Origin of the sequence: Methanosphaera cuniculi, from assembly GCF_003149675.1 — an archaeon.
Taxonomy (GTDB): domain Archaea; phylum Methanobacteriota; class Methanobacteria; order Methanobacteriales; family Methanobacteriaceae; genus Methanosphaera; species Methanosphaera cuniculi.
Genome location: NZ_LWMS01000020.1, coordinates 149935 through 164678, shown reverse-complemented (window position 1 = coordinate 164678; position 14744 = coordinate 149935). Strand labels below are relative to the sequence as shown.

Sequence of the window (14744 nt, the reverse complement as noted above, 5' to 3'; positions counted from 1 at the left end):
TACATTGACAATAAAAGATAGAATAAAAACAAGATTTGCAACTCATCCAAAAGTTGCATCAGTTCTAATGTTTCTAACAGTACTAGGACCTGGACTAATAACAGCACTAGTTGATAATGACTCAGCTGGAATATTTACATACAGCCTAGCAGGAGCTGAATATGGATATAATCTTATATGGACATTTATACCAATGATCTTTTCACTCATCATAGCTCAGGAGATGGGAGTACGAATGGGAATAATATCGGGAAAAGGACTAGCAAGCCTGATACGTGAAAAGGTTGGTGTAAAACTAACAATGTTCATCATGATATGTTTACTCATAGCAAACTTTGGAACTACTCTTGCTGAATTTTCAGGAATTGTAGTATCATCCCAGATATTTGGAATACCATCACTAATAACAGTACCACTAGTTGCAATAATCATATGGCTACTTGTAATAAAAGGAAACTATAAAAATGTAGAAAAAATATTCATAGTATTATCATTAATTTACATATCCTATATAATAGCAGGAATCATGGCAAATCCAGACTGGAGTCAAGTAGAAGCATCAATAATACCACACGTTGAATACAATACACCATACATTGTAATGGTAGTAGGACTTATTGGTACAACCATAGCACCATGGATGCAATTTTATCTCCAATCATCAGTAGTAGAAAAAGGAGTAAGTCGTGATGAACTTAAATACTCACAAGCTGAATCAATACTAGGACCTATTATAACAGGAATTGTAGCACTATTTATACTACTAGCATGTGCTGCAACAATATTTAACACTGGAGTACCAGTAACAAATGTACAAGACATAGCAAATGCACTAGTACCAGTAGCAGGAAAATATGCAGGAATACTATTTGCTATAGGATTTCTTAATGCATCACTTTTTAGTGCAATCATACTACCACTATCAACCGCATACTATGTATGTGAAAGTCTAGGATTTGAAACAGGAATATCAAAAAGTTTCAAAGAAGCACCAGTATTTCATGGACTATATGCAGGATTAATATTCATCTGTGCTATAGTAATACTAATACCAAACATACCACTATCAACAATATTACTATTTTCACAAGTAATAAATGGACTAATACTACCAATAATACTAGTATTAATGCTTATGATAATTAACGATAAAAGAATCATGGGAGATTATGTAAATAAAAAATGGTATAATGTTATAGCATGGACAATAACAATAGTAATTACAATACTCGTAATAATCCTAATTATAACATCAATATTCCCAAATCTATCAATATAGATAGGAAATTAAAAAAAAATAGAGTATTAGAAGTTTAACAATAAAAGGAAAATTAGAAAGTAATAATCTTCATCTTTCCTTTTTTTTATATACCTTTAATTATCCACCAAAAGAATAAAAAAAATAATCTAATTTTAAAAACATTTTTTTCTACTATTTTTTATAAGCATTTATTAATGTAATATCTTCAAAGAATTGATGTTCAATTGCACCTATTTCTGCTTCATATCCATTATTATTAAGATAATCTAATGTTTTTTCATTATTACTGAGTGATGATTGTACAAGTTGTATAACACCACCAACTTTAAGATATTCTCCTGCTTGTTTTAAGAATAGATCTATTGTCTTTCGTCCATCTATTCCTCCATCCCATGCTTTTGCATAATCATCATCAGGATCATGTTCATCTTCTTCAACAGGCAAATATGGTGTGTTAAATAGTATTACATCATATTTATCATCTATGTTTTCAAATAAGTTACTTTCAATTACTTTCATGTTTGTAATATTATTTAATTTCATATTTTCTTTTGCACATTCTATTGCATGTGAATTAATATCTACAGATACTACCTCTTTTGCCCCATTTTGTGCTGCTTTTATACTTACAATTCCAGTTCCTGTACCAATTTCAAGTACTTTATTATCAGGCTTTATTTTAAGATTATCAATTAGTAAGAATGTATCTTCAGCTGGTGGATATACCTCACTACATTCATTATATTCTATTGTGTCATATTTCATTGTATTATTTCTCCTATTAATTGTGTAATTTTAAGTATTTCCTCAGGTGTAAGTTTAAATACTTTCTCATCTAGTAGTGGATCATCTATCATATTTAGCTGTTTTTTTAGCTGTTTTTTATCTGTTTTTAGTTCATGTGCAGATTGTATTAGAGCTTTACGTGCTTTTTTGTTTCTATGTTGGAATAGTGCTCGTATTACATTATCAAATAATGGTGGTAGATCTATGTTTTCTTTTGGTGTTAGTTTAATTACTGCACTGTTAACTTTTGGTTGTGGTATGAATGATTGTGGTGGGAGTGTATCAATAATTTCTGCATTACATCTAAAGTATAATCCTACAGTTAACCTGGAATATTCATGTGTATCAGGTTTTGCTTGCATTCTTTTTGCAAATTCTAGTTGATACATAAGTACTGCTTTTTTAAATGGATATTCAAGTAATTTAAATGTGACTGGTGATGATATCTGGTATGGTAGATTTGATACTACTTTATCAAATGGTGGATAGTCTATTTTTAGTGCATCGCCTTTGATTAGTTCTACATTATCTATTTTTTCTCGTATCAGACGTTGTTTTAGTACATCTGCTATTAATGGATCTTTTTCTATTGCTATGACTTTTTTTGCTTTTTTTGCCATTGGTATTGTGAGTGTTCCAATTCCTGCTCCTATTTCAAGTATTGTTTCATCAGGTTGTATATCAGCATTTTTGAGAATATTTTCAAGTTTATTATTATCTACTAGGTAGTTTTGGCTTTTGTTTTTATCAAGGCGGATGTTATATTTTTCTAGTATTTCTTTTGTATTATTTGGCATAATATTATTCATTCTCTCTTTTTTAGTCTATAGTTTTTTTTATATTATAACGTTTTTTTTAAATATTTTAAATATAATTATATCATATTATTACAAGCTATGTGGATAAAAGTTTAAAAAAACTTCAAAGTTTCTAGTTAAAAAGAGAATTTTAATAGATATGATTTGTTAAATTATTAGTTAATTATGTTAATGTTATTTAAATTAAAAGTAATTGTATTTAAAATAAGTAAATAGTTAAAGTTAAATTGGTAAAAGTAGTTTTTTATAAAAAAAAAGAAGTAGTAAGAAAGATGTAAAAATTTTAATCTTATCTGTATTGATCTACAAGATCTAAGATTTTTTCTAGTACATCTGTTTCAATGTTTCCTCTTTCTTTTGTAAATATAAGTCTTAGATCATCAAGATCTTCAGGAAGTATATCTACAACTTTCACAGCTTGACGTGGAGTGATGAATTCTTCGAGTTTACCTCTTAGTTCTTTTGCATCTTCAGCATCTAGCAGTGCGAATTTATTGACGTAGTCAATTGTAAGATTTTGTTCATATGTAAATTGGTGGCCATCGATTTCGTTGTTTTCATCCACTTTTTCTTCTACTTTTTGCATTAGAATTTCACGTGCTTCAGATATTGTTATTGGTTCTGTATCAATGACTTTTTTTCCAATCATCATAATCACTCTTGTAATTTAAGATGTTCTGGTCTTATAATTAATTCTTTTGGTTTGTTTCCATCTTTGATACCTACAAGGTATGCTTTTCCTTTTTGTCCAACGATTTTTCCGGTTTTACCGTGGAATCTTGGGTGTGGTTGTCCTTTTTGGATACTTGAATCAATTATTATGTGTACTTTGTTTCCATCTTCAAATACTTGTATTTTTCTTGATATTGGATTTGCACGACTTGGTCTTATACTTTTTTTAAGTTTGTATCTTGATCGGCTTCTTAATCCTTTTGATTTTCTCATCTTATCATCTCAACTATAATGTTTTTTTTATTTTTAATTAGAAATTTTCTTAGCACTGTAAATTTTTAAAGATTAAATTTATCTTTTTCCCCATTTTGTAGGTTTTTATAGGTTTTTTCATGGGTTTTCATCTAAAATTATACTCTTATTTTTTTTTTACAGTTTCTTTTTTTCTGATTTTTTAGGTTTGTTTTTTAGGTTTTTTTTTAATTTTTATTTGCTAATTATTTTTTTTTATATTATAAAACAAAATTTTTTTATCAAATGTTCTATTTTTCTAAAATAGTTAAGAATACTAAATAATTCTAAAGTTTTATAGCTTAAAATAAAAAAAATTATCTCATATCTTCTCTATAATGGTATAAATTAAAGAGTTTATCTTTTTTTTTATGAGTAGTCTTTTTTTTATCAAATAAGAAAGAAATTTTGTATTATTTTTTGTAATTAAACATAGCTTTTAGTTAGTTTTCTATTAAGTTTTTCCTCATGTTTAATAGTCTTTTTATTGAATATAGCACGATTGCTGAAAAATTATTTCATAAAAAGAAACTTTGTAATTAACTAGAATAAATTTTTCTAATCAATTTACTAGTCTATGTTTTAATATTGTATAATATTTATTATCTTTATTGTTTATAAGTATAACGTTAATTTTTATTTTATGTTAAGATAAGAATTATTTTTTTCTACTATGGTGATAAAAAAAGTATGTGTATAAGAATATATGAAGATCAATAAAAAAATGAAGTGTGTAAAGAATAGTTATTCTAAAGATGAATATAACATTTCCTTATTCAACTTCTGGAATATGTACATCTATAACATCAAGTTGTGAGCATACTGCATTATTATCTGTTATACTACTTATGCTTGGCTCTGTTCGTCCATCATCACCTGATATTAACTCTTTAATGTAAAGTCCACCTTGACATTTAATTATAAGTTTAAGTTTACAACTACCCATACGTTCTACTTGTATATCATATATTTCACGTTCACGAATTAGATCTGCTCGTCTATGTTCTACACGTTGTGGAGTTCGTTGATGTATATGTTTTAGTTTTAGTATTTTCTGGATATCTTCACTTATAACTCCATTTTCAAATTCTGCTATTGCCTCATATACCTTATAGCTTTCAGTTGAACTGTTTTTTATTGTTCCTTTACGTTCTTTATCTGTAAAGTGTAAATTGTGTATTTGTATTTTTCCATCTGAATTTTCATTTACAAGATGTTCTAGTTCATCAAGATCAATTTGTCTGTTAAATGGTCTTTTTACTTCAATTACAAACGGTCGTCCTTTACCAAGCATTAATACATCAATATCTTCACGTCCTGAACCGTGAAATTTAGTTTCACTACCTTGTGTTAATGGTAATATTTGACGTGAAATTAGACCTTCAACTGTGTCTGGGTATTGTTGTCCTGTGAAGTTACATTCTTCACATCCTCGTCCTTTACAATTGCTACATGGCCATTTAGTTTGTGGTATTCCTCGTTTTAATTTATTGTAGCGTCCTTCAATGAAGAGTGGATTTACATCGATAAATATGTTAACTCCACTAACTTCTTTATGTGGTGCATTATCATAGGGTTTACTTCGTGCTTTTATCATGATGACAATTTCTGGATTTTTATGATCTATAGTTTTATGTAATTTTTTTTCTATCATTTCACACATTTCATATTTAAGTTGGTTTCGTAGATTGTTTTTTCCATAGTATGGTGCTAGTTTATGTATTTGATGTTCTGTTTTTAGCATTTGTTTATCTGCTATTACACTTGCAATTTGACATGTATCAAATGTAATATTTAGCATGTTAAGTTTTCGTTCTACTAAATCAAAAATAAGATCTTTATGAAGTAGTATATTATTACAAAGACTACATACCTCACCTTTATCTTCATCTATTAATGGTATTGTTGCATTTGCACGTCTTTGAGCATTTGGATATATTCTATGTAAGCATTCATCACATATTTTATATGTGTCATTATTATTTTCATCAGTTTGTGTCAACTAAAATATACTCCTATCAAAAATTTTTTTATTCAATTATGTTATTATGCTAATTATTTTTGTCATTTAAAATTATTATATATTTAATAATCAACAAATATAATTACTAATTAAAATTAAGGATTTTCAAAAACAATAGATTTACACAAATAAACAGCATTTCAGGGGTTTAATATTCATGGATCAATTACAACTGATTAGAAAACTAGATAAAAAGAAACTAAAAAAGGCAAAAAAGATAATAGTTGAAAATAAACTATTTGATGAAAACTACTACAAACAACACTATCAAGATAACTTAGATACGGATGAATTATTTGAACATTACTTAACATTAGGATATAAAAAGGGATATAATCCATCAGCCCAATTTGATAATGATAAATACATAAATGAGCATAAAGAACTTTCAGACTATCAGATAAACCCACTAATATATTATGCTTTATATGAATTTAAGGAAGAAAAATCTGAAAAACCACGTGATATTGAAGATCTTACAATAGATAAAAAAGAGATCATGAAATATGAAAAAGGTACGCTCATTGTATCAAAAAACAAAGATATAGCACAAAGAAGTATGGATATAAACAGTAAAATTAAATACCTTAATGAAAAAAGTCAACAAAATATGAAAAAGCTCATAAAAACTAATGAAAACATAAAGACACTATATAATGAAAACAAGACAACATCCATTAAAAAAACAAAAAATGAACTAACAGAAGAAGATATAAATAAGGCAAAACAAATAATTGAAGAAGATAATCTATTTGATGATGAATATTATAATCAAAATTATCCATATGCATTTGAAAAAAACAGCAACCTACTTGATCACTATATAGATGTAGGATATATGCATAATCTTAACCCATCAGAATACTTTAACACAGAATTTTACATGCAATATGATGATGTAGCAGAAAGTAAAATGAACCCCTTAATATTTCACGTACTATATGACCTAAATAAAGATCGTAAAACTACAAATCAAATAACACCAGATGATGTAAATGATGCAATTAAAATAATACGTGAAAATAATCTATTTGACTCTAATTTTTACTACAAACAAATACCACAACTTAAAAATACAATAATAGATCCACTAATGCACTACATATACATTGGATATAAACATGATCTAAACCCATCAAATGACTTTAACACACAATATTACAAACAAAAATACCTAAAAGAAGATACACAAGTAAATCCACTAATACACTATGTAATAAAACAAGATGATGCACAAACCAAATATGATATATCACCACAACAACTTAATGAAACAATAGAAACCATATATAACTCTAATACATTTGATGATGAATACTACATAAAACAAACAAAACAAGATCCAAACACTCCTACATATGAATTAATAAAACACTACATACTAACAGGAGCAAACCAGAAATACAATCCAAATAAGATATTTAACACACAATACTACCAACAAACAAACCCTGAAATAAGTACAACCACACCAAATCCATATTATCACTACCTAACATGTGGAAAACGTGAAAACAAACAACCAATACAAACAAGAAAACAACTTGATGAAATACAAAAAACAAAAGAAGAACTAGATCATCAAGCAGAAGTAATTGAAAAAAGTACACTATTTGATGAAGACTACTACCTTGAAAAATATGAAGATGTAAAACACTCCCTAAAAACACCAGCACAACACTATGTCTATCAAGGATATAAAGAACATAAAAATCCATCAAGATACTTTGATAACAACTACTACATGTATAAATACAAAGATGAAATAGGAGATATAAACCCACTATATCACTACATAACCAAAGGTAAAGATATGGGCTACATTTCCAAGTACTACTTTAGCCAAATGGATAAACATGAAGTTAAAATAGCAATAGCAACAGATATAATTGCACAAAATTATCCTAAATTTGATGAAAAAGCACCAAAAGTATCAATAATAATACTTAATCATAATGGGGAAAAATACATAGAAAACCAGCTAAACTCACTTTTTGAATCAACAGACTATCCAAACTATGATGTGACAATAATAGAAAATGATTCAAATGACAACTCACCTGAAATAATAGATAAACTAAGCACTAAATACAACTTTAAAGTAATAAAAAATAAAATCAATGAAACACTTGCAAAAGCATATAACAAAGCAGTAAAAGAAGTTGATGGTGAATATGTAGTATTTATGGATAATGACATAGAACTCCTAGATGGATGGCTAAATCACCTCATGCAAACACAACTAACAAATATTGATGTAGGAGTAGTTGGTGGAAAACTAATATATCCAGACTTAAGTCATATGCAATCACACAAAGAAAAATCCTACAAAATACAACATGCAGGAATAAAATTCAAACAAGAAAATGGATACATACTCCCATATTCATATAATGATGGAAAAGCCTATAAATTCAATCAACATGAAACATACCAAACACCAGCAATAACAGGCTCACTTATGATGATATCACGACAACTATTTTCAGATGTGGGAGGATTTGATGAAGACTTCAAATATGAATATGAAGCAGTAGACTTATCATTAAGATTACATACAATGGGATATAAAAACATCTACACATCAGATTCTGCAGCATACCATTATCGTCATGCAACAAAACAAAACATAATAGAAGGACTAATAAAAACACAACATGAAAACAATAAAAATATCTTTGCACGTAAATGGAACAAATGGCTAAAACAAAAAGTGCTAAATGATAAAATTAATAAAAACAACTTCTTTACAGAAAATCCTCTTAAAATAACATTTATCACAATGGAAAAAGGAGAAAATGCAGCAGTAGGGGATTATTTCATAGCACAAGGACTTGCAAATGAACTAAGAAAACAAGGCTACATTATAGATTTTAAATCTAAAAATGATACAGATGATCCATTTAAACTAGATGATGATGTAGATATTCTCATATCACTACTTAATAGTTATGATATTGATAAAATAAAAACAGAAAATGACATGATCATAAAAATAGCATGGATACTAAATTGGCCTGAATGGTGGTTAAATAAGCCATACTTTGAATCATTTGATATGATACTATGTTCAAATAGTCGAAGTATTCATCATATAATAGACAACTCAGGATATGAACCAATACTATTTCCAGAAGCTACAAATACAGACTTATTTAATATGAATGTGAAAGCTAAAGATGAATATATCTGTGATTATGCGTTTGCAGGAAATGATTGGCATGATGAACGAGAAATAACTAAAATACTACAACCTGATGAGTCTGAATATAGTTTTAATATTTATGGTAAAACATGGTCACGTTATGATAAGTTTAATGACTATAATAAAGGATATGTACCATACTCTCAGATGCCAGCAGTATATGCATCAACAAAAATAGTGCTTGATGATGCAACAGATTTAACTGATGCTCCATCATCTGTTAATAGTCGTGTATTTGATGCACTTGCAATGGGAAAACTTGTTATAACAAATGGAGAAATTGGAATTAAGGAATTATTTGGAAATAAAATACCAACATTTACAGATAAACAATCACTAGATGAACAACTAGATTTATACCTAAATAATCCAGACTTAGCACATGCAAAAGTTGAAGAACTACAATACATAGTACTTAAAAATCATACCTATAAAAATCGTGCAGAACAACTAATAAATCTACTTAAAGATTTAACAGATAAAACACGTGTAATTATCAAAATACCAACACCAAAAAGTGATAATAAACATCACTGGGGAGATTACCATTTTGGAGTAGAGCTTCAAAAAGAATTTAACAAACAAGGATATCCAGCCAAATTACAACTACATGATGACTGGCAAACAAATAAGGATGCATTATATGACATTGTATTAGTACTTCGTGGTGTAAGTTCATATACTCCAAAGCCATACCAGTATAACATTGAATGGAACATATCACATCCAAATCGTCTGAGTGTAGGAGAATATGATAGTTTTGATAAAGTATACATAGCATCAGAATACTGGTGTAATAAGATCAAACCTGTTATATCAACAGATGTAGAACCACTACTTCAATGTACAAATCCACAGAGATTCCACAGACTATATGATGAAGAATACAAATCACAATTACTTTTTGTTGGAAATTCACGTATGACCTACAGACGAATATTGCAAGATCTACTTCCAACAGATTATGATCTTAAAATATATGGAAATAACTGGGAAGGAATACTTGATGAGAGATATATTCAAGATAACTATATTCCAAATGAAGAATTATACAGAGCATACTCATCAACAGATGTTCTACTAAATGATCATTGGGATGATATGCGTAAGAAGGGATTTATATCAAATCGTATATTTGATGGGCTTGCATGTGGAGCAACAATCGTAACTGATCATGTAAAAGGAATTGAAAATCTATTTAAAGATGAAGTTTTAGTATATGAAGATAAGATGGATTTAAATGAGAAGATAAAAGAAGCAATTAAACGTGAGCCTGTAAATCCTGATGTTATAAATGAGCATACATATGCAAAACGAGTTGAAAAAATAATAAAAGATTATGAAAACATGCTTAAAAATAAAATTGAATATATGAAAAAGAGTAATTAGTTTAAAATTAAAGTTTTTTTTTATATGGAAAATAGGATTTCAAAATAGAGAAAAAAAGAGTAGTATTTTACTCTATAATATTATTTTCTCATCTTTTTTTTATTGTTTTGTCATACGTCTTAGGAGTTTTCCCATAGGTCCTGACATGTTTCTTTTACCCATTCCACCTTTTAGTGCTTTTTTAGTTAAATTGTAGTATTTAAGTAGATCTTTTACATCTTCATTTGTAAGACCTGCTCCACGACTTATACGATTTACTCGTGATTTTTTGATAACATCTGGATTTTCAAGTTCATAATTGGTCATGGATTTCATTAGTATTTTGTATTTATCTAGTTTTTCTTCAGTTTCTTTAGTTGCACTTTTTGGTAGTTGATTTCCTACACCAGGTATTAGTTTCATTACTTGTTGTAGTGGTCCCATTTTCTGCATCATGTTTAACTGGTTTTCCATGTCTTTTAGTGTGAATTTACCTGATACTATGGATTCTACCATTTCTTTATCTGTTTTATCTGCTGTTACTTCTGTTGCACGTTCAATAAGAGTTTCAATATCTCCCATTCCAAGTAGTCTTGATATGAATCGTTCAGGATCAAATGCTTCAAAGTCATCTACACGTTCACCTGTTCCAATAAATTTTATTGGTGCATTAATTTCAGCTACAGCTGAGAGTGCTCCTCCTCCTTTTGCTGATCCATCAAGTTTACTTACAATAATTGATCCAATTGTTGTAGTTTGTTTAAATGCTTTTGCCTGGTTTCGTGCTTGTTGTCCGATTGTTCCATCAATTACTAGTATTACTTCATCAGGGTTTACAACAGTACTTAGTTGTTTCATTTCATCAAGTAAGTCTGCTTCTTCTTTGTGTCGTCCTGCTGTATCTACTATTATTACATCATACTTAGATCCAAAATGTTCTAGTCCTTTTTGAGCTAAATCTACTGCATCAGAATTTTTAGGATCTCCATATACTGGTACATCTAGTGGTTCTGATAGTTGTTTTAGCTGTTCATATGCTGCTGGTCTCCATGTGTCTGTACATACTATTGCAGTTGTTAATCCTCGTTTTTTAAGGTTTTTTGCAAGTTTTGCTGTGGTGGTTGTTTTTCCACTTCCCTGAAGTCCTAGCATCATTATTTTGTATGGTTTTTTGTTGATGTCTAGTGGTTCTGGTTTTTCTCCAATTAAATATACGAGTTCTTCATATACTATACGCATTACATGTTCTTTTGGGCTTAATCCTTTAGGTAGTTCTTCATCTAATGCTCTTCTTTGTATTTCTTTTGTTAGATTTAATACAACTTTTACATTTACATCTGATTGTATGAGTGCTTTTTGTATTTCTTTGGTAATTTCTTTTAATGTTTTTTTGTCAATTATTGACATTCCTGATAGTTTTTTCATTGTATTTGTCAGGTTTTCACTTAGTCCTTCAAGCATCTTATATTCTACCTCCAAAAATTTTTTTTTTATTTTAATATTAATGTATTCTTATATTAGATTAATGTTTTTATGAAAAAAATTTATTTTTTATATAGGAATTTTTTTATATTTTTTTTAATCTAGTTTATATATTATAAGTTATGTATTTTATTTTTAATATAAACATTTTTCATAAAAATAGGTTAAATTTCAACTACATAAGTAATATATAAAAAAAATGGTAGTGTAATGTTTTTTTTTTCTTCTTATTAAATGTAAAGTTATAATTAAGAATAATTAATATAAATTAATAGTATTAAGAGAATGCTAAAAAATAAAAAAAATAAAAAAAGTAAAGTAAAAAAAAATACTTTAAAAACTAGAATTTACTAAAAATTAAGAAAAAAATATCACATGGAGAATTAGATTATGTTAGATGAACTTAAAAAATCATTAGTTGAATGTCCTGTTGTTAAAAAAGGAGAATACTTCTACTTTGTACATCCAATAAGTGATGGAGTACCACTTGTAGAACCAGAATTACTAGATGATGTAATGGATTATATTATCAATCATTATAACCTAAATATGGTAGATAAAATTGTAGGTGTTGAATCTATGGGAATACCACTTGCAACAGCACTATCAATGAAAACAGGAATACCATTTGTAATAGTACGAAAACGTGAATATGGTCTACCAGGAGAACATAAGGTACATCAGAAAACAGGTTATAGTGAAAATGAATTATACATAAATGGATTAAATAAAGATGATAATGTTCTTCTTATTGATGATGTAGTAAGTACTGGTGGTACAATTACAAGTGTTATAAAAGCATTAGATCAAATAGGAGTTAATCTTGTATATACAATTGTTCCTATTGAAAAAGATGATGGACGTATTAATGCAGAACATAACACAGGTCATAATATTGATACACTAGTTAAAATAAAAATGGTAGATGGAAAAGTAACAATAGTAGATGATTAAATAAAAGGGAGTTTTTAAGGTTTGCCAAGAATTGAATATGACTATAAAATAAGTGATATAATCACAAAAATAGATGAACTTGATGCTAAAAATATAATGCTCCAATTTCCAGAAGGACTAAAAATGGATGCAGTAGAAATAGCACAACAAATCGAAGAAAACACACCAGATGATGTTAATGTTCTAATTGATGCTGATGCATGTTTTGGTGCATGTGATTTAGCTGATCTTAAGGTTAATGGACATATTGATCTTGTAATTCATTTTGCACATACATCACTTGGTCTTAAAACAGAATGTCCCATAATGTTTATTGAAGCATCTTCAAATGCAGAAGTTAAACCACCAATTCTTGATGCACTAGAAAAAATTAATCCTGAAGATAATATAAAAACAATTGGTGTAATAACAACAACTCAGCATATACATAAACTTGATGAAATGATAAAACTCATAGAAGATGAAGGTTATACTGTTAAAACTACACCAGGAATAACCACAAAACCAGGTCAAGTACTAGGATGTAATTTCACATCTATAAAAAACTTAGATGTGGATATGATAATATATGTTGGTAGTGGAGATTTCCATGCACTAGGTGTAAAATTATTCACAAAAAAACCAGTACTACTAGCAGATCCATTTAAAGGAACAGCAAGAGATATTGAAGAATTCTATGATAAAATTCTAAGAATAAGATTTGCACGCATAATAAAAGCTGAAAATGCAAAAACATTTGGAATAATTATATCATCAAAAAAAGGACAACTAAGATATAATCTTGCATTAAATCTTAAAAAACTAATAGAAGAACATGGTTTTAAAGCTCAAATACTAAACATGGACTACATATCACCAGATCGATTATTACCATTTGATCTTGATGCATATGTAATGACAGCTTGTCCAAGAATAGCAATAGATGATAGTGCAATGTATAAAAAGCCAGTAATCACACCACAAGAACTTGAAATAGTACTTGGAATACGCAACTGGGATGATTATATGATGGATGAAATTATCATACATGATGGACAATAGATAATTTAGGGGAAAATTTTTAAGGATAAAAAATATATAATAAGAGAAATAAAAACTAATAAATAGTATAAATTTTTCTAATGAAAATTTATTATAAAAGACAAGATTTTATTTTAATAAATTAATATTATCCAAAAAAAATTTCTTTTTCTACAAAAATAAAATAAAATAGAAAATTATTTCATTTTAATAATCTAAAATAAAATAAAATGATAGAAAATATATTAGCAAAGTCTAAAAATCTATAAAATTAGGGGGATGTTATATTTATGGTAACTCATAAACATGCTGACATTGTATTACCTGGTGAAATACTATGTACCTATGAAGAATACATCCCATCAGACTGGACATATGTAGAAGATGGATATATTAAATCAAGTATCTTTGGATATCTTAAAATTGATGATATTAACATGGAAATATCAGTAATTGCAGAAAATGCACCAGAACATATTAAAGTAGATGATCATATAATAGGATACATTACAGATGTAAAACAGTATAAAGCACTTGTTACTGTAAAGAAAATTACTGGTAGTGATCGTGAGATTGTTGCAGGATATAAAGGATATATTCATATTTCAAATGCAACAAATGACTATGTTACATCAATGCATGAACTTTTTAAGATTGGAGATATAATAGAAGCTAAAGTAATAAATAAGCTAGGCTCAGAATATGTTGAGCTATCAACTGCTGATTTTGATTTGGGAATAATAAAGGCGATGTGTACTCGTTGTCGTAAATTTATGAAAAAAGCAGCTGATGATAAACTAATATGTGAATGTAATAAGGTTGATTCACGTAAAATATCAAGTAAATATGGGGAGAAAATTTAGA

The 14744-nt window shown here is 28.1% G+C and carries 11 protein-coding genes; 5 read left to right on the top strand and 6 right to left on the bottom strand.

What is annotated here, in order from left to right; genetic code table 11:
* Positions 1–4: 4 nt before the first annotated feature.
* Positions 5–1279 carry an Nramp family divalent metal transporter gene (locus MSCUN_RS04165; protein ID WP_245837615.1) on the top strand — a complete coding sequence of 425 codons (1275 nt, stop codon included), beginning with the start codon at positions 5–7 and terminating at the stop codon, positions 1277–1279.
* A 153-nt stretch (positions 1280–1432) separates the two neighbouring features.
* Here the strand turns inward: MSCUN_RS04165 and MSCUN_RS04160 are convergent, their stop codons facing one another.
* The 5 genes from MSCUN_RS04160 to MSCUN_RS04140 all read right to left on the bottom strand — a co-directional run bounded on the left by MSCUN_RS04160 (position 1433) and on the right by MSCUN_RS04140 (position 5830).
* Positions 1433–2026: a HemK2/MTQ2 family protein methyltransferase gene (locus MSCUN_RS04160; RefSeq protein ID WP_095607951.1), complete on the bottom strand. Its 594-nt coding sequence runs from the start codon at positions 2024–2026 to the stop codon at positions 1433–1435.
* Positions 2023–2844, bottom strand: coding sequence for a 16S rRNA (adenine(1518)-N(6)/adenine(1519)-N(6))-dimethyltransferase RsmA (gene rsmA / locus MSCUN_RS04155; protein ID WP_095607950.1), 822 nt, complete (start codon positions 2842–2844; stop codon positions 2023–2025). The genes MSCUN_RS04160 and rsmA overlap by 4 nt, the downstream gene beginning before the upstream one ends.
* Before the next feature lie 310 nt (positions 2845–3154).
* On the bottom strand, positions 3155–3517 hold the full coding sequence (locus tag MSCUN_RS04150; protein ID WP_245837614.1) for an RNA polymerase Rpb4 family protein: 363 nt from the start codon (positions 3515–3517) through the stop codon (positions 3155–3157).
* Between the two features lie 2 nt (positions 3518–3519).
* Positions 3520–3810 carry a 50S ribosomal protein L21e gene (locus tag MSCUN_RS04145; RefSeq protein WP_095607949.1) on the bottom strand — a complete coding sequence of 97 codons (291 nt, stop codon included), beginning with the start codon at positions 3808–3810 and terminating at the stop codon, positions 3520–3522.
* Positions 3811–4600: 790 nt separating this feature from the next.
* Positions 4601–5830, bottom strand: coding sequence for a tRNA pseudouridine(54/55) synthase Pus10 (locus tag MSCUN_RS04140; protein WP_095607948.1), 1230 nt, complete (start codon positions 5828–5830; stop codon positions 4601–4603).
* A 178-nt stretch (positions 5831–6008) separates the two neighbouring features.
* Here MSCUN_RS04140 and MSCUN_RS04135 point away from each other — a divergent pair, with 178 nt between their 5' ends.
* On the top strand, positions 6009–10445 hold the full coding sequence (locus tag MSCUN_RS04135) for a glycosyltransferase family protein (protein WP_109582988.1): 4437 nt from the start codon (positions 6009–6011) through the stop codon (positions 10443–10445).
* 99 nt (positions 10446–10544) lie between these two features.
* On the opposite strand, the gene MSCUN_RS04130 is transcribed toward MSCUN_RS04135, so the two are convergent.
* Positions 10545–11885 (bottom strand): signal recognition particle protein Srp54, encoded by a 1341-nt coding sequence (locus MSCUN_RS04130; RefSeq protein WP_095607946.1) that lies wholly within the window; start codon positions 11883–11885, stop codon positions 10545–10547.
* A gap of 411 nt (positions 11886–12296) precedes the next feature.
* On the opposite strand from MSCUN_RS04130, the gene hpt reads away from it, so the two are divergent.
* The 3 genes from hpt to MSCUN_RS04115 all read left to right on the top strand — a co-directional run bounded on the left by hpt (position 12297) and on the right by MSCUN_RS04115 (position 14743).
* A complete protein-coding gene (gene hpt / locus MSCUN_RS04125) occupies positions 12297–12860 on the top strand; it encodes a hypoxanthine/guanine phosphoribosyltransferase (RefSeq protein ID WP_095607945.1) in 564 nt (187 codons plus the stop codon).
* Positions 12861–12881: 21 nt separating this feature from the next.
* Positions 12882–13901 carry a diphthamide biosynthesis enzyme Dph2 gene (gene dph2, locus MSCUN_RS04120; RefSeq protein ID WP_095607944.1) on the top strand — a complete coding sequence of 340 codons (1020 nt, stop codon included), beginning with the start codon at positions 12882–12884 and terminating at the stop codon, positions 13899–13901.
* Between the two features lie 269 nt (positions 13902–14170).
* The gene (locus MSCUN_RS04115) at positions 14171–14743 is read left to right on the top strand and encodes an exosome complex RNA-binding protein Csl4 (RefSeq protein WP_095607943.1); all 573 of its coding nucleotides are present in this window, start codon (positions 14171–14173) and stop codon (positions 14741–14743) included.
* The last annotated feature ends 1 nt before the right edge of the window (position 14744 follow it).